15 protein-coding genes and 1 pseudogene are annotated in these 17,427 nt (G+C 38.5%); 5 read left to right on the top strand and 11 right to left on the bottom strand.

Features of this window, described 5'->3' with window-relative positions; genetic code table 11:
* Positions 1 to 60: 60 nt before the first annotated feature.
* The 3 genes from AOR04_RS07225 to AOR04_RS07215 all read left to right on the top strand — a co-directional run bounded on the left by AOR04_RS07225 (position 61) and on the right by AOR04_RS07215 (position 4,024).
* On the top strand, positions 61 to 1,389 hold the full coding sequence (locus AOR04_RS07225; RefSeq protein ID WP_096792893.1) for a GH1 family beta-glucosidase: 1,329 nt from the start codon (positions 61 to 63) through the stop codon (positions 1,387 to 1,389).
* A 32-nt stretch (positions 1,390 to 1,421) separates the two neighbouring features.
* Complete coding sequence (locus AOR04_RS07220; RefSeq protein WP_033038334.1) at positions 1,422 to 2,948, top strand: MFS transporter; 1,527 nt, start codon at positions 1,422 to 1,424, stop codon at positions 2,946 to 2,948.
* Between the two features lie 74 nt (positions 2,949 to 3,022).
* Positions 3,023 to 4,024, top strand: a complete 1,002-nt coding sequence (locus tag AOR04_RS07215; protein WP_010553502.1) for a LacI family DNA-binding transcriptional regulator — start codon at positions 3,023 to 3,025, stop codon at positions 4,022 to 4,024.
* A 19-nt stretch (positions 4,025 to 4,043) separates the two neighbouring features.
* Here the strand turns inward: AOR04_RS07215 and AOR04_RS07210 are convergent, their stop codons facing one another.
* Positions 4,044 to 4,988 carry a LysR family transcriptional regulator gene (locus AOR04_RS07210; protein WP_096792892.1) on the bottom strand — a complete coding sequence of 315 codons (945 nt, stop codon included), beginning with the start codon at positions 4,986 to 4,988 and terminating at the stop codon, positions 4,044 to 4,046.
* A 149-nt stretch (positions 4,989 to 5,137) separates the two neighbouring features.
* On the opposite strand from AOR04_RS07210, the gene AOR04_RS07205 reads away from it, so the two are divergent.
* Complete coding sequence (locus tag AOR04_RS07205; protein ID WP_096792891.1) at positions 5,138 to 6,085, top strand: sodium-dependent bicarbonate transport family permease; 948 nt, start codon at positions 5,138 to 5,140, stop codon at positions 6,083 to 6,085.
* 110 nt (positions 6,086 to 6,195) lie between these two features.
* Here the strand turns inward: AOR04_RS07205 and AOR04_RS07200 are convergent, their stop codons facing one another.
* From AOR04_RS07200 to AOR04_RS07155, 10 genes and pseudogenes are all read right to left on the bottom strand, one after another.
* Entirely contained in the window at positions 6,196 to 6,711 is a 516-nt protein-coding gene (locus AOR04_RS07200; RefSeq protein WP_033038338.1) for a M23 family metallopeptidase, read from the bottom strand.
* A gap of 77 nt (positions 6,712 to 6,788) precedes the next feature.
* Complete coding sequence (locus tag AOR04_RS07195; protein WP_033038340.1) at positions 6,789 to 7,055, bottom strand: YrhK family protein; 267 nt, start codon at positions 7,053 to 7,055, stop codon at positions 6,789 to 6,791.
* Positions 7,056 to 7,207: 152 nt separating this feature from the next.
* Complete coding sequence (locus AOR04_RS07190; RefSeq protein ID WP_096792890.1) at positions 7,208 to 8,548, bottom strand: SPFH domain-containing protein; 1,341 nt, start codon at positions 8,546 to 8,548, stop codon at positions 7,208 to 7,210.
* Complete coding sequence (locus AOR04_RS07185; RefSeq protein WP_007375493.1) at positions 8,541 to 8,879, bottom strand: hypothetical protein; 339 nt, start codon at positions 8,877 to 8,879, stop codon at positions 8,541 to 8,543. The genes AOR04_RS07190 and AOR04_RS07185 overlap by 8 nt, the downstream gene beginning before the upstream one ends.
* A gap of 185 nt (positions 8,880 to 9,064) precedes the next feature.
* A complete protein-coding gene (locus AOR04_RS07180; RefSeq protein ID WP_096792889.1) occupies positions 9,065 to 9,916 on the bottom strand; it encodes an HvfC/BufC N-terminal domain-containing protein in 852 nt (283 codons plus the stop codon).
* Positions 9,917 to 9,939: 23 nt separating this feature from the next.
* Complete coding sequence (gene bufB / locus AOR04_RS07175; protein WP_232525521.1) at positions 9,940 to 10,845, bottom strand: MNIO family bufferin maturase; 906 nt, start codon at positions 10,843 to 10,845, stop codon at positions 9,940 to 9,942.
* Positions 10,846 to 10,955: 110 nt separating this feature from the next.
* Positions 10,956 to 13,085, bottom strand: coding sequence for a ferritin-like domain-containing protein (locus AOR04_RS07170; RefSeq protein WP_096792887.1), 2,130 nt, complete (start codon positions 13,083 to 13,085; stop codon positions 10,956 to 10,958).
* Between the two features lie 355 nt (positions 13,086 to 13,440).
* On the bottom strand, positions 13,441 to 14,940 hold the full coding sequence (locus AOR04_RS07165; RefSeq protein ID WP_096792886.1) for a hypothetical protein: 1,500 nt from the start codon (positions 14,938 to 14,940) through the stop codon (positions 13,441 to 13,443).
* A gap of 748 nt (positions 14,941 to 15,688) precedes the next feature.
* Complete coding sequence (locus AOR04_RS07160; RefSeq protein ID WP_096792885.1) at positions 15,689 to 16,096, bottom strand: hypothetical protein; 408 nt, start codon at positions 16,094 to 16,096, stop codon at positions 15,689 to 15,691.
* Positions 16,097 to 16,284: 188 nt separating this feature from the next.
* A pseudogene (locus AOR04_RS07155) lies at positions 16,285 to 16,665 on the bottom strand (alpha/beta fold hydrolase); the annotation flags it as partial.
* A gap of 146 nt (positions 16,666 to 16,811) precedes the next feature.
* On the opposite strand from AOR04_RS07155, the gene AOR04_RS07150 reads away from it, so the two are divergent.
* Positions 16,812 to 17,411 (top strand): hypothetical protein, encoded by a 600-nt coding sequence (locus AOR04_RS07150; protein WP_149604853.1) that lies wholly within the window; start codon positions 16,812 to 16,814, stop codon positions 17,409 to 17,411.
* Positions 17,412 to 17,427: the final 16 nt, after the last annotated feature.

The following is a 17,427-nucleotide window of genomic DNA, read 5'->3' as shown; positions in this document are numbered from 1 at the left end:
TTTAATATACGCTCTATACAAAGCAAACTTTACCAAAAAAGAAGCAGAGGTTTTCTCTTAATGAAACAATTATCTTTACCTAGTGGCTCACCACTTTTAGCCAAAAATTTTACTTATGGTGTAGCTACGGCCTCATTTCAAATTGAAGGCGGCGCAGCTGATCGCTTGCCATGTATTTGGGATACCTTTTGCAGTAAAGAAGGCAAAATAGTCGATAATTCAAATGGCAATGTAGCCTGCGAGCACTACACTCGCTGGAAAGACGATATAAACTTAATTGAATCATTAGGTGTAGACGCTTATAGACTTTCGATTTCGTGGCCGCGCGTAATGACTAAAAGCGGTCACTTAAACCCGACAGGCGTTAAGTTTTATACCGACATTTTAGATGAATTAAAACGCCGTAACATTAAAGCTTTTGTAACGCTATACCACTGGGATTTACCACAACATATTGAAGATGAAGGCGGTTGGCTAAACCGTAACACCGCTTACGAATTTGCACATTACACAGATTTAATTACCAAAGCATTTGGGGAACGTGTGCACTCTTACGCCACCTTAAACGAGCCTTTTTGCAGCTCTTACTTAGGTTACGAAATAGGCGTACATGCGCCTGGCATAGTAGGTCGCGAATTTGGTCGCAAAGCCGCGCACCACTTATTACTGGGTCACGGTTTGGCTATGCAAGTACTTGCTAAAAATAGCCCAAATACACTAAACGGTATTGTACTTAACTTTACGCCTTGTTACTCAGTTACCCAAAGTGAAGACGATTTAAAAGCCACTGCATTTGCTGATGACTATATAAACCAATGGTACATGCAGCCTGTAATGCAAGGTAAATACCCTGATATTATTAAGCAATTACCTAACGCCCACCGCCCAGATATTTTAGATGGCGACATGGAAATAATTGCTCAACCGCTGGATTATTTAGGGGTTAACTTTTATACCCGCATGCATTATCAAGCAAGCGAAACCGACTTTTACCATGAGCTGCCACATAAAGCGCCAATGACCGATATAGGCTGGGAAATTTATCCTAAAGCGCTGACAGAATTACTTGTATCGTTAAACGAAAAATACACCCTACCGCCTATTTATATTACCGAAAACGGCGCAGCCATGGCTGACGAATTTAAAGACGGTGAAGTAGAAGACAACGACCGTATTGAATATTACCACGAACATTTAAATGCCCTACATAACGCAACCAAGCAAGGCGTAAAAGTAGATGGTTACTTTGCGTGGAGCCTAATGGATAACTTTGAATGGGCAGAAGGATATTTAAAGCGTTTTGGAATAGTACACGTAGACTACAACACACAAAAACGAACTGTTAAAGCCAGCGGTAAAGCGTACAGTAACCTAATAACTAGCCGATAATTTATCGGCTTATAACAATAAGAACACACACTGTGAACAAACTCCCTTTATACGAAAAAGTCGGTTACGCCATGGGCGATGCCGGCGCTAACTTAGTATGGCGCGGCGCGCTTGCTTATTTAGCGGTGTTTTACACCGATACATTTGGCATATCGGCAGCCGCCGCTGCCATGTTGTTTTTGGTGGTAAGGCTGTCTGATGGCGTAACCGATATTATTATGGGTATGATTGCCGACAGAACGCAGTCGCGCTTTGGTAAATTTCGCCCGTGGATACTCTACTCCGCACCATTTTTGGGCTTGTTTATGGTGTTGTGTTTTACTACACCCGACTTTAGCACCACCAATAAACTTATTTATGCCTACGTAACTTACATAGGTTTAACGCTTGCTTACACAGTAAGTAACGTGCCCTACTCGGCACTTATGGGCGTTATGACACCAGACGATACAGAACGCACAAAGCTCTCTGGTTTTAGGTTTGCAGGTGCGTTTACTGGTGGCTTATTGGTTATGGGTTTTTTACCTGAGCTAGTGGCATTTTTTGGTGGCGGCGACAACGCCAAAGGCTATCAGCTTACTATGTACTTATTTGCCAGCTTACTTATTATTTTAATGATTATAACGTTTGCTACCACCAAAGAGCGTGTAACACCGCACGCCTCAAATGAAGGGAATTTAAAATCAGAGTTGTTTGATTTAACCAAAAGCCTGCCATTTATAATCCTACCTTTGCTTGCTACCACCCTGTTTTTTTATTACCGCGATTTATACAGCGGCGTATTTTTTGCCCTTGTTATGGCTGCAATGACATTCGTTATTAAAAAACTACTCAATAAAGATAAGCAAAGTTTAACGGGATCACAGCGCGATATGGTTGATCTTCTGACCAATAAACCTTGGTTGGTGTTACTCGGCATTGGTTTTTTAACCATGATGTTTAATGGCATAAAATACGGTGTAATTGCGTACTACTTTAAGTACCACGTAGCCAATGAACTTATGGCTGGGCAATACTTTATTGCCTTGTTGGTTGTATCTATATTAGGCGCACTTGCCACGGGTAAACTGGCCGAAATTATGGGTAAACGAAACCTATTTATAGCATCATTAATGCTAAGCGGCATACTCACTACTGCATTTTACTGGGTGCCTAGCGATAACCTGGTCGCTGTATTTACCTTTGGTTGCGCTGCTGAATTTTTTGCCGCGATGATGCCAACATTATTTTTTAGTATGCTTGGCGATTCAGCCGATTATTCAGAGTGGAAAAACAAACGCCGCGCTACTGGCCTTATTTATTCTGCGGGTACATTTGTGCAAAAAACCGGTGGTGGTTTTGCAGGTGCTTTAGTATTAGTGGTACTTGCAGGCTACGGCTATAACGGCATGGATGAGCTAACAATTACGCAAGCCCTACCTGGTATGCAGCTACTTATGAGCTGGATACCTGCCGCATTTGCTTTTTTAGGCGCTGCATTGATGCTTATTTATCCACTAACCTCAGCGATGACGCAAAAAATAACAGAAGACTTAGCAATTAGACGCAGTAATGTGTAAATTAACTTTTAATGACCCTTCGCACTTTATATTTTATAAAGCGCGATTAAAAACACATATAAGCTAGGACATCAATGGCGACAATTTATCAAGTATCAGAAATGGCAGGTGTGTCTTTATCAACTGTTTCAAGGGTACTTAACGACAACGACTACGTAAGCAAAAAAACTAAAAAAAAGGTATTAGAAGCAATGAAAGAGCTAGGCTATCAGCCAAGTTCTATTGCTCGCTCTTTGGCGTCTAGCACTACAAACAGCGTCGGTATTTTAGTTTCTGAGTTGGATGGTCCGTTTTTTGGTCAAATGATGTCAGCCATTGAAGAGCACCTTCGTATTGCGGGTAAACACGTTATTATTACGCCTGGGCACAGTGACGAGAAAAAAGAAAAAAGCGGTTTTGAATTTTTAATAGGCCGTAATTGCGACGCTATTATTGCCCACGTAGAAGCGGTATCAAACGAGTATCTAATTGAGTTAAGTAAAGGCAAAACCCCTATTTACTTAATGAGCCGCTACGTTAAAGAAATTGAAGAAAACTGCATTAGCCTCGACAACGTAATGGGCGGCTACTTAGCCACTAAAGCCATGATCAACAAAGGTCATAAAAACATTGCGTACATAGCAGGCCCACAGTTTAAAGAAGATGCGTCAAATCGTTTAAAAGGTCACAAACAGGCATTAGCAGAATACAACCTAACCTTTGACGAAAAGCTATTTTACATAGGCGACTTTAAAGAAACCGGCGGCAGCGACGGCTTAAGGCATTTTATTCAAAACAAAGCGCAAATAACCGCCCTTGTATGTGCCAATGACGAAATGGCATCGGGTGCCATGAAATACGCCCGCGAACACGGTTTTAACCTACCAAAAGATTTAGCCATTATTGGGTTCGATAACGTAATTTTTACCAATTACCTCTACCCAACACTGACTACAATAGATAACCCAGTTCCCGAAATGGGCCGAGCTGCGGCTAACTTAGTACTTAAAGATATTTATAAAAAGAGCGGCATAACAGTAAAGCACGTGTTTCAGCCAAAGCTTATTTTAAGAGACTCAACACCGGATATTAATTAACTTTAAACCTAATTTAAATCTAGTTTAAATCTAAGTTATGTAACTCATTGCGCACCCACTGCGTATCTAAATATTGCTCTATGTGCTGCTGCGCAAACTTTAAAAAGTTACGTGCAGCATGCGATATGTGCCTATCTGTTCGCATTACAAAATACCAATGACTCGCCAGATGTGCATTGGTTACGTTTAAAATTTTAAAACTAGTATCGTCTGTTGCAAGTACATGGCGTGATAAAACCGCAATGCCCATCCCCGATGCAACCGCGACGCGTATTGCTTCATTACTCGCCATTTGCACGCTATCGCTCAGCACTAACCCTCGGCTTTGTAACTCGCTTTCAAATAACATACGTGTTGCTGAGCCATTTTCTCGTAGTAAAAAACGATACTGCATTAAATCAGTTAATTTAACGGCTTTTACATGAGCTAACGGGTGGTTTAGCGGCACTATAAATTCCAGTGGATTATGCAAAAAACGCGCAGCTTGTGCGTGTTCAAGCGACGGCGGGTGGCTAAATACATAAATATCGTCCTCTCCTCGCTCAAACCTATCAAGTACCTCAGCCCTGTTACCTATTTCAAGCGGGAGCTCAACATGGGGATGTAAATTACTATAAGGTCCAAGTAGTTTTGGTAAAATATATTGCGCCGTATTAACCATTGCAATTTTACAACGGCCGCGCGATCCACCATTAAGCTCGGTTAAAAAATCTTGATAGTCTTCAAAATGTCCAAACACCTGTTGGCATATTTTAAACAGTTCAAGTCCTGCATCGGTCACATGTAGCTTTTGCTGTTGTATAAGAAGTAGTGGCTCGCCTACCGCTTCTTGCAGTCGCTTTATTTGTAGCGATACCGTTGGCTGTGTTAGATGTAAACGCCTTGCGGTTTCGCTTATTGAACCCGTTTTAACCACGCTCATAAATACTTCAAGCAACCTAAACGATATATGTCGTAAATCCATACCTACCTCATAATGTACCTAATAATAGTTATCTAATAAGCAACCCATAGATAAACATCTATAACTAACTCGTATTTATTTTATTATTTACTATACAAAGTTTTATCTACAATAGCGCTACTTAATTTACCAACTAGTAAGGAAAGCCAGTGCCAGATATTGTTGTTATGTTTTTTATTTTAGGATTAGTAGCGGGTATTTTACGCTCTGATTTGGCCATTCCAAAAGCCACCTACGACACATTAAGCTTATTGCTTATGTTAACTATCGGCTTAAAAGGCGGTATGGTGCTGCACGGTAACTTAAGCTGGCAACTACTGCCCGAAATGGGATCGGTTATGCTCCTTGGTGCACTTATACCCCTTATGCTTTACCCTATTTTAAAATACGTGATTAAACTCTCTGTTGCTAATAGCGCCAGCATTGCCGCACATTACGGCTCAGTGAGTGCTGGTACATTTGCTGTTGCGCTCGCCTATGCCGAGTCGGCTAAATTAGTAGTAGGTGCAGAAGTAACATTGTATTTAGTGATGCTAGAACTCCCTGCAATTATTGTTGGTTTATTGCTTTACCGAAAGCTTGATAAAGAAAACGGCCAAAATAATGAGCTGTCGTTAAAAGCCCTTTGGCACGAAACTCTCACGAACAAAAGCGTAATTTTGCTCGTTGGCGGTGTAGTAATAGGTATGATGTACGGCACGGTGCAAGGCAGCCAGGTAACTAGTATTTTAACCAGTAGCTTTAAAGTTGTACTTGCATTATTTTTACTAGAAATGGGTTTAGTCGCCGCGCAAACTCTACGCCCTATCCCTTGGAAGCATTGGAAACTAGCGGTATTTGCTATCGTCACCCCGCTATTTTTAGGCACGATTGGCACAGCAGTAGGCACACTTTTAAATTTAGAATTAGGCTCGGTAGTTATTTTAGGCAGCTTAGTAGCCAGCGCCTCATACATAGCCGCACCCGCTGCAATAAAGGCGGCAATCCCTAAAGCCGATATTGGTCTTGCTATGCTGAGTTCACTCGGTGTAACTTTCCCGTTTAATGTGATTGTTGGTATTGGTTTATACCACCAGCTCGCAGTAGCAATGCAGTAAACGAAAAATCAGTATTAACAATTAAAATTTATTACTTTGAAGCTGTTAAGCCCATTTTATACGGGATTAACAGCTAAATTTAAAAGGTCATTTTATAGTAAATACAATGGTCACTTAATCGTTAATTTTTTATGTGGGCTCAAAAAAAACATCTTTTTCCACCCTTGATTTTGCGTTGTAAAAAGCCACGGCATGGGCACTAACGATAAAATAGAATAATGCACATGAGGCTGTTTCCCTGCGGCATTTCCAGTATCGCCCAGTAAACCAATTTGACTGTTTATGCTCACTGTATCGCCAGCACTTACACTGTACTCATTTAAATGTGCAAAATAATGCACGCGCCATTTTGGCCCAAGTACAGCAACCGCTTTACCACCTCGGCTTAACTCACCTGCAAATATAACAACACCATTTGTTGAGGCAACTACAGGAGTGTTCTTTATGCCAAAAATATCAATTCCTTTGTGCACACCCGACCTACCCCAAGGCTCGTACCAAAACGTGTTATGGTTCCAATCTTTACTTGTGGCACCTTGTACCGGAATCATTATTTTTTCGGGAATTAGTAAGCCTATAATTAATACAGTAGCAATGCCAATTGCAATCCACTTAAGTACTTTCAATGCTCTATCCTTGATATTTAAATAACTTATATTGGTAAATTATTAGCCATAATAACTGAACTCATCATAAGTCGTGTTTATGCTGTTTTATTTGAATGAAATACCCGACTAACATGTACTAAGCTGATCAACTTCAAAACAGGTTTTATAAGCAATTGGGCACTGCCCGCTATAAACAGCCATGTGCCACTTTCTATTAGTGAGTCATTTAAAAAGAAAAAACTGCCAATTAAAAACCACACAGCAATCAAAAAATCGTTAAATGCTCCCAGCGCTTCATATCGTCGCTGAATGGTAATATGCTCTTGCCCTAAATCTAAAATAAATTGATTACTGGAATCCATAAGTACTGCTCACTCTTTTATTTCATAATTTAAAAAGCTTGTTTTCACAAGCTAAGCCGCACCATACAATAACAAAATTTACGCAATAAAAAACGCTGGCCAATGCGAATCAGCCAACGTTTTTATTGTTTGTGCAATACTTAACTAATCGTTTATTTTTTCTCTTTTTCTAAACGCTTTTTAAGACTCAATGCTGCATCGGCGGCTAATAAGCGCATAAACTCAGATCCATTGCTTTGCTCACCTTGGCCTGCGCCTATTACAATTTCAGGCACTAAACGGCTATTACCTAAGCTTGTAAATAAAGCAGTTTGAATTTTAACCTCTGCTTTTAGCGTTTCATCAAATACATACTTTGGATCAAGTGCAGCAGACTTAGCTCTTAAACGAGCCTCAGCTAAAACATCCATACCTAATGCTTCTAAACGTTGTTGCTTTAAAATCTCTTCTTGCTCTTTTGCAAGCTCCGCTTTTACAGCCACTCGTTGCTGCGCAGAAATAATGGCATTTGCCTTAATTCGTTCAGCATCAATTTGCTCTTTAATTTTTAGCTTTTCAGATTCAGCACGTTGCTTAGCAATTGCTTGTTCACCTAAAGCCACTTCAGTACGTGCTTGTTGCTCAGCTTTTTTAAGATTTTGACGCGCTAGTGCTTCATCAGCAGCTGCTTGCTTTTGGGCTTCAAGGCGAGCATTTACTTTGCTTTCGTAGTCAATATCAATAATGCTGGCATCAACTACTGTAATACCGTAAGCGCCTAAAATAGGTGCGTTGCGCAATGTATTACCTTCATCGTCCACTTTAATATTAATAGTGACACGTTGCTGTTTACTTAAATTACCTAAATCGTCAGATTTATCGCGCTCACCTGTACTAATAATTTGTTCAGTAACAAAAATACCGTTGGTTAATTGATCAGCAAAATCTTGGCTTAATTGACCATTACCACCAGAGTAATGTTGCTCTACCGACATCATACGCGCCGATGCTTTTACATTTTCAGTGGTTGCACGCATTAATAAATTAGATATTAATGTTTCTTGTGAACCAAACTCTTCGTGTATTTTAAGTAAACCACGTAGAGCACCCGACTCAGCTGCTGGTACATTGCCTGGTAACCTAAAACGAGAAACACCTCGTGCGCCGCCCGTTGTGGTATCTAAAAATCGAATTGGTATTAACGGCACGATTGCGCTTGCTGTTGCACCGGCATCGCCCGTAAAATTAATCGAAATTACTTTTTTATAAGCAGATGTACTACCAAACGCTTTTAAATAAGGGCCGGCTTGATTTATTACGGTTAAGTTACCTGTAAAAGCCGATTGATGTACTAAACGCTCATCGGCTTCATTCCACGAAACAACTTGCGATGTAAGCGTTGCAATTACCGCCAATACAACAACAATTGATGACACTATAATTACATTACGACGACCAAACCGACTCATAAATGAGTCACTTTTTACTGCTGGGACTGCTTTTTCTCTATCCATTTTTATTACTCTCCATGTTTAATTTCTTTTTCACAAAGTAAATAATTTCCTGTTCACTCAAATGTGCGCAAAAGCTACCAGAGCGATGTAACTCAACAAATGTTGCAAGGATTTCTTCTTTACCTTTAGCTGTTTTATCTTGGTTTTCTTGTGTTTGATTTTTTTCTGTTAGTTGAGTGATTAAATCATCCACTATCGTGTCTTTATCAAACAGTACGTTGTATTCCTTGGATTTTCTTACTCGACTTTTATTTATATTGCTGTAAATTACATAAAGCGCAACGCATAAAATAATAACAAGTAAACTTAACCCTATAATGTAAAAAATCATAAGCTCTACTTAAATTAGTTTAAATACTTAACGAGCAATAACAATTGTAAACATTGCTATACAAATGTTAAGCCGATAATTTTACAGTAATGCTAGGTAAAAAACAGATTAAAAAGTGTTTAATAAATAAAATAGAGTTTAAGCTGTAATTTAAAAGCCGGAATAAAGTGATATTTTTGATTATATTAATAAGTTACTTTAAGTAATCCATGCACAGTAGCGTTGGGCAGCCAGAACAATAAACGCGCTAATAAATCACCTTTATCTAAACCAGTGACTTTTGACGTAATTTCAATACAATTTGATAAAAGAGGCTCTTGCTCACACACTTTTAAAAATTCAAACTGCCAAGATTCAAGCGCTAATGTACTTAATTTATAATTAATACGAGACAAAGCGACAAAATTTAATTTTGCTACAGGCATATCATATCCATCATGTAATTGGAGCTTTTCCATCAATGGTATAATTGGGTAAGCTAATTCAACTAAACGTAAACAAGGAGGTGTTTTTACAGTAAGCTTTTGTTGTAGTATCGAAAAAAAATCTAATACAGCGAGTTCATCTTGCTCTCCTTCAAATCCTTTAGCTAATGATACCTCCGCCTGCGCTCGCTCAACACGAGAAATTTCAGCCGGCAAAGAAAAAAAGGCTTCCTCCTCAGAGCTATAATTACCTTCTGGGCGAGTACTTTGAAGAAACAGTGAAAATCCAGCACCTAAGTCATACAAGCTTGGCTTTTCCGAGGGAAGAGTAACAATGTATGCTTTTGCAAAATCTGCAAAAACTGTTTCCCCCATAAAGCTCTCAAGAGTTGGATATTCAGATTTTAAGCATTCAACTAAGCGCATAACATACCCTGCAGCATATATGTTTAAGCGGCGAAAAAATGTTGATCTTTCTTTACCTTCGGTTAATAACTCCCAAGATAAATCAGTATGTGCAGAAGCTTGCATCACTTTTTCTCTAAGATCGCCACGTACAACTAACATCGTCATCATCCATTCTTGTGTTTTCTTCAGCGTTACTTCATTCATACTTTAATCTAACCATATGTTATTTAACGGACTATTGGAGTAGAGAGTGCTATTGTGTCATTCATTGTACTAAAAATATTATCTGTGCTTGGCATGACACCTCTAAGAACTGAACGCGCTTTATTCAATTCAGTCACTAACGTAGGAAAGTCAGGTATATTGGCATCCCATTCTAGTAAAGTAGCAATATTACCGCCAGCAAGTGACTGAGCCAGTCGATATAAATACCACACTTTTTCAGGCACGGGTCTGTCATGCGTATCAATAAGGCAGTCCCCCATTAATGTGGGTCCTGCTAGGTGTATCTGCACAATGTGATCATGAGGGAGATTTTTAATAAATGTTTCAGGGTCATAACCATGATTATAAGATGACACATAAACATTATTTACATCTAGCAACAGTCCGCAGCCAGTTTGATTAACTAGTTCTGATAAAAAGTCCCATTCAGTAAAAGTATTTTGTTGAAATTCTAAGTAACTAGAAGGGTTTTCAAGTATTAATGGGCGTTGTAACAAATCTTGCACATAATGAATTCTTGAAACCACATGCTGAAAACTTTCCTTAGTTAGTGGCATAGGTAAAAGATCGTGACTATTAACACCCATTGTACCTGTCCAACAAAGGTGATCTGAAATCCATTCAGGTTCGATTTCATGAGCAAGTTTTTTTAGCTTTTCAAGGTATACCTGATTTAAGGGATCTGTACTGCCAATGTTCATTGACACACCGTGCATTACAATCGGTTTTTTTGCACGGACTTCTTCTAATACGTGACGAGCATAGCCATAATTATCAATAAAATTTTCACTAATTATTTCAAACCAATCAATCCCCCAGTCTTTTTCATTCATGAGATAAGGGAAATGCTGTGTTCTTAATCCAACCCCAAATCCCAATGGCTCTAAATTAAGCATATTTTTCGTCAAAATGTTGGTCCTTATAAATGAGTAAAGCCCCCATAAAGGAGCCTTACGGTTTATAGCTGTGTAATGGTGCACTGAATTGATTACACTAATTTTGCTATTGAAAAAATCGCTTAAGTTGAAGGCGGTAATACCAAACGAATATCAGATGGTGCCGGCGATGAAGGAATATGAATGGATTTATTATGGCCACTACCTTGCACTTTCACCAAACCTTTTGCAGCACAGTAGCTGCGCCATGCAACATCGTAAACAGCTTCACCTTGGTGATAAGGCATAGAGTTTTTTTCAACAACAGTAGGAGGTAACATATCTCTTGCAACTAATTCTGGCCATTGTATTTCTTGTGCATGAAAGTGTGGGGCTTCACCAAATTTATATAACTGCATTTCATAATTAGCATCACTTTGTGCAGGGTAAAGTTGTGATGCTGAAATAGGCACAGCGCAACCTCCCAAACTGCCACATAAATTATCTGCTGGCGCGCTTTTTAATCCTGCTGCCGCAGAACTACCGCAATTACCGCCACCCGTTGCGCTTTGCACAAAGCCACAACCACCTTGTGTCTTACACTCGTTCGACCCTTTACAGCTGTGATACGCCAATTTATCAGCACACACATTCTTATCATCACCACTACTTTCATCTATCGCCATACCTTGACACGCATGATACAACTGTTGTTTTGTTTGATTTTCAATGCCTGTAACTAGATCAGGACAACGGCCCGTAACAGCCCAACAAATAGAAACACGATCTCCAGAGCCACCCATCGCAGGCGAAGGAAATTGTGACTTAGGATCAGCCCAATATTTGTTCAGTGATGTTGTAATTCCTTTAATGGTACCAACAGCAGAAGAGCTAAAAATAGTAAACGTATTATCTATTTCTGCTGGTGAACCTAATCGATTTAAAGCCGCTGCAATATCGGATGTTTTAGGTAGGTGAGGTGCACCATCAATACCTAGCATTGCATCATTCCAAGGTTTATCTGGGTTATTTTCATGCCATACATCCCAGGTAATATAATCATCTTTAGCTATTAAGCTTTTAACTTCGTCGAATAGTTCAAAATGATCTTTCCCCCCATTATCAAAGCGCGCTTGAGCAGAGCCTGATGCAGCCGCTGTAGGATTACCTTGATCATCATACCCTGGGTAATCTTTAATTAAGCCCTCTTTACTCGGCTGAAACTTAGATTGCACGCTACTGAGCATACCCGCTTTTTTTGTTTGAGCTTTCTCAAACGAAACCGCCCAAGGCTCGGTTACCCAACGCTCTATAATCGTTTTAACCACATCATCACCTTCACCTTGGTCAGTAATAGCATTAATATTATTGATGAGCTGTAGTTTTACGTTATTCAAATCTTGAGTTGTACATTCTATTTCAGTTTTAATACCTGGATACTGCTTAGCTTCTCTCGGTGGGGTATTATTAAATTGATCTCGCTGTAAGCCATTGTCTTTTGCAGGTGAAATTAAGTGCGATAGTAAATGACTACCATCGGAATAAGTAATCTCTAAGTAATCCCAATAACACAAGTACATATGACCAATAGAGCCAAATAATGGTAAATCAGTTTCTCCCATACTCGGTGTAAACCAATTAAATGGCGCTGATTCAAAATACTTCGTTCCCACATCGCCGTTTTTCCGCTTTACTGGAGGGTTAAATAACATCTCATGTCCACGCTCAGCTTTTTCTTCAATCGCTAAAAAAAGATCGACCTGCGCCTCATTCATTGCCCTCAGCTCTACTGTTAACTTACTTAAATCAGGATCTTTGCCCTTCCAGTCTGTAAAATCTAAGATATGCGGTATTAATGTTGAATTTGCTTTATAACAATGCCAACCATAATCGTCGCTTTGTAATGCTTTACTTGTAAAAATAGGCGTGACACCTATCGTGCTAGCCATATTAGAAGCTAACTGTAGATGCAACATCTCTTCAATAAAAACGCTGTATACCTTATTAAACACATTTTCATTGGTTGTTAGTGGTTTTTCCTTAGTTGCGGCCGTTGCACCAGAGCCTGGCCACCAGCGCCCAGTGTAAAGTTTACTTCCGGCACTGTTAATTTGATGCATTCCCTTTATAGAATAAAGCGATACCATATAAATCGGAATAGTGAAAAGCTCAACATTTATAGCAGCTTGAGCTATTGCTTTTACGCACGCTAAATCGGCTTTGAGGTGACTAATGTTACGGTTTTTAAGTTTAGTTATTGCTTCTTGCTGCATTGTAGTTTTCTCCTAGATATTAATACCCCGAACACCTTAAAAACTTAAACACGGATCATTTAAGTATTTTTAAATATGTTCCTTCTAAAATACTTTAGCGTACGGGATAAAATCTTACTATTACACCAATATTACATGCGTTACAGCTGAGGTTAAAACCACATAACCAAATGATTTATAAGGACCTTTAGTTAAAAGCAAAAAACCACGGTAGGTATTAACCTAACGTGGTTTTTAATGTTGAACATTTTGTCGTTTTATCCAAAGCGCTGAAAATAGCCGCTTGAGATAGATTTATTATCCAGAGTTCAGGTTAATTAGCATAAATAATTAACATTCATACTTTAAGGAGAAACTATTCGCATGGCCCCCAATCAACACCGTTTTCACCGCATTCATACAGCGTTGTTCCATCTTCTCGGCGAGTCTCTCTAAACCATTGCCCTTCAATTGTTTTAATAATACGTACGTTGTCTGTGGTTTTGTATTTACGCCAAAAGCTAGCATCAATAGATGTTTCGTCATCAAACTTATAGGGCATAGCAGCGAGTACAGTAACTAAATCTTGAGTGTCTAAATCAGCAGCTTTGTCTTTAACATTTACCCAATCAGATAATGTTTGAAAGTCGGCATTTTCCTCTCTAAAGGCAAAGTCAGTTTGGTAAAACGATCCCGACTCAGTATAGCTAATGCTAAAACCTCGCTCGAACGGTGTATCTAAATTAGAACTAACGCATTCATCCGCTGTTGGGAAGTTAACCGACGGGCTTGTATTATCAACGCTGTAACGCACATTACTTTTCTCAAAACTAACGTTCTCAATACTAGAGCATCGGTAAGTACGATCGACGTTAATGTATACATCATCTCTAACTCTTAATTTTCCATTTAACGACTCTTCGCCCCAAGGCGTATCTATTGATTGAAGTTGAGTTAAAATAAAATCAATTTTATCGAGTTCGTCTGTATTTTTAAGCTTTACTTGCTCATGAAAAAACTCAGTGCCCGCAAAAATAACTTTGTCGCGGTACCATGCATTTTCAAACCCATACTCTGCATCTTTTGCTGTGTCTTGGTAAATCACTGCTCTTACTTCTTCTGCATCAGGAAACTGAGCATCTAGCTCTTGCTTGAATTTATAGGCCGCTTTTAACCCCTTAACAATTGCTTGTGCTCTGTCGTAAGCGTCGCTGTCGTTAGTAGCGATAAAATCTGAGTAAATTTGTTCCGTCGACAAATTATAATGCGCAACCAAGTTTTGCATTACATTTGTTATTTCGCTTTGAAGGTTTGCAAGTAGCTCAATATTTTCCTTAAGTGCATCACAACTTAAATTATTGTTACCACTTTTTTGTAATTGAAGGCTCAACTGCTCCCAAATAACGGTTGTTAAAGGGGATATATTTCGAATATCTTCATCAGTCAAAGCCTCAATTGAGGGCGGAAATGACATTTGATACGCTTGTGTCACCTCTCCTAAATCCTCGTCAATTGCGCCAACAGGTACATCAACATACATAGTTGAATACGGCACACACAGCGCCTGCTCTTCTGTAAAATTAAAACTATAATTACCCGATTCTTCAGAGACTACAGAAGGTTCTGTTTGCTCGTCAAAAATACCATCGCCATCAATATCTAGCCATACTATTGCACCAGATACATAGCCATCAATAACCTTTCCAGTAAGAGAGATGGTGTTAACTTCTACTGGGTCTACCTTCACGGGGTCTGCATTGACTACTACAGACTCTGCAACGGGCTCTGCAACGCTCGCTTTATCATCGCCGCCACATCCAACAAGGCCTAGCGTAAACGCTAATGAAATAGCTAACTGACTTTTTTTAAAAAACATACAAAGACTTCCTTTTTTGTACTTTAATTATTATTAAAAATCATATTGTTATAAATTAAATGAATTATTTTTATAAAAAATAAGTAATACCAATCTGCTTATATATGAGATCTATTTAACGTTAAGAAAATCACGCTAGAACTAGGCTAAAATTTTTATCTAGTTGTTCTAAATAAAAAATTTTTAACGACGTTATAGTGCAATGTAATTCGTTAAAATGCTCAAAGATTTATGCAGGTTGGTATTAATTTAAACAACAGAAATTTATTGAGTTTTTATGGGGGGATGGCAACAAGTTAACATGCCCTGTACCTATATCATTACATGGAATGTTAATTTAAGCACTTACATTTGTTAATTAACCTAAACTCTGGTTAAGATATTTACTAAAACATTGAATTATAATGATATTTAAGTTTATTTTCTCTAGCCAGAAATTTTCAGTGGAAACAAGACGAATTTACGCGTCAATAGCTGGCCTATTGCAAGTAAATTAAACGCAGTTAGCGCTGAAAATAGCTGCTCGAGATAGATTTATTATCCAGAGTTCAGATTAATTAAGCACAACGAGAAGGAGCTGTTACTTTCTAATTCAGGCTATACGTACCTAAAGTTAGAGGTTTGCATAGTAGGTGGTTTTTGTAAACGAATGTGTTTTAAATGCAAAACCCCACATTAAGTACTACCTAACGTGGGGTTTTGTTATTCTCGAAAACGTAACAGCCCATCAATGGCTATAAAGTTATTATTAAAGAGCAAGCTCTTCTTTAGCACGAGATAAGTTGTGCGATACCATTGTGCTGTTAGATAATTTTGATGCTTCGTATAAATCAGCAAGTGCAGCAGTGTCATTATGCGCTTTTAAACGTGCAACACCACGGTTGCTTAATGCGAATGACGTAAGTTGGCGAACTTTAAATTTAGGGCCATCTGCGTCTTTTAAAAGTGCGATTGCTTTAGTACAAATTGCTTCAGCTTGTGCATAATTTTTTGACTTAACATTCAGTGCGCAGTTGTTAAATGATTGCTCAAGTGGCTGTGGCGCTGTCGCAGTTTCAATAACCATTAATTTGTAATCACTTGCATCAGCTACTGCAGCAGCTGAACATGTAAGTAGTGAGCTAAGAGCGATAGTTTTGATAAGTGTAAGTTTCATGGTCGTAGTCCTGTTGGTTAAGCCGTGCTTGTTGCCGACAACTGAACTTTAGTGAATTACCACAAAAACGACAAACGATTAAAACAAACCTAATAAGTGAATAAATCTAATCTATAGACTTTAGTCTAATGCCAAACTACTAATTTACGGCAATTGGTATTTATACAATCAGCAACCAAACCAACACCTTATTTAGTACGTTCAAGCAACTTAACTACTTGGGCTACAACCATTTCTGGCTCATCATTTTGCGGGTAGTGATAGCTTTTATTTGTTATTACTATTTCACCTTGAGGAAATGCATTAGCCCACTTTGAATGTAAGTCGCCCCACATTTCACGTGCTTTGTCGGTAAAAAATAATACCGATGGACTTTTATATTTTTTAACTGAGGCTATAACAGTTACTGGTATGTCAGCAATTTGTGGATAATCAGGTAGTGGACGTTTTGACCAAAAATCTAAATACTGATTCGACATTCCATTTTTCATATCGTCGAGCTTTATAGCTGCAATTTCTTTTTCAGCGCTTGGTAAATCAATCGAGCGGATAATAACTACATCGTGCTCTTATATGCAAAAATCGATTTAATATAGTTAAAAATTTAGCCTCAAATTAATGCGCCACCCACTTTACAAAAAATAAACAATTCGATAACATAAAGGCTTGTTTTCTATACAGGTACGTAACTATGAAATTTTTAACTTCAACAACTATGTCTTTATTGTTCGCATTGCCATTTTTGGCATCTGCTGCTGGTGATAAAAAAGTAAAATGTGAAACAACAACAAATCAATTAGAATACTATTACGGATTAGCAAGCTGTAGTACATTTGATGGTCATTTTTTGAGTGAATATGTTTCTAAAAGTTATAGCCAATGGTATACAATAATTCAGGACAAATATGATAATGGTTCATGGAAAAACTACCGTTGTAGTAGTAACTTGCCTAATTCTGCATACGAAACAATATCAAATGAATCCTGTCAATATACTCCAAAAGCAAGTATCAACCGACATTATGTAGAAGAAAGTTACGATAGCAGAACAGATACCACATACTATGCTGCAGGGGTTATAGTTGCTCAATTTACATTTAGCGATAGAGATGGCGAGGTTCAAAAAGTAGAGAAATGGGTAAATGGCCAAAGTACAACCAAAAGTCATGTTGATATTACATCAGCCTCTGAAGTTAAATTAAAAGTAACTGATAACGATGGCAATGTAACAGAAACATCAACTACAGTTTACCCGCCTATGATGCAAACATGCTCTCGCGGAGGCCAACTCATCTTATGTGAAGGTAATTTTTAATTATTGTCTTTAACGT

Origin of the sequence: Pseudoalteromonas sp. 1_2015MBL_MicDiv (assembly GCF_002407505.1) — a bacterium.
Taxonomy (GTDB): Bacteria; Pseudomonadota; Gammaproteobacteria; order Enterobacterales; family Alteromonadaceae; genus Pseudoalteromonas; species Pseudoalteromonas fuliginea.
The sequence above is the reverse complement of the archived record's forward strand: the minus strand, read 5'-3'. Positions and strand labels throughout refer to the sequence as shown.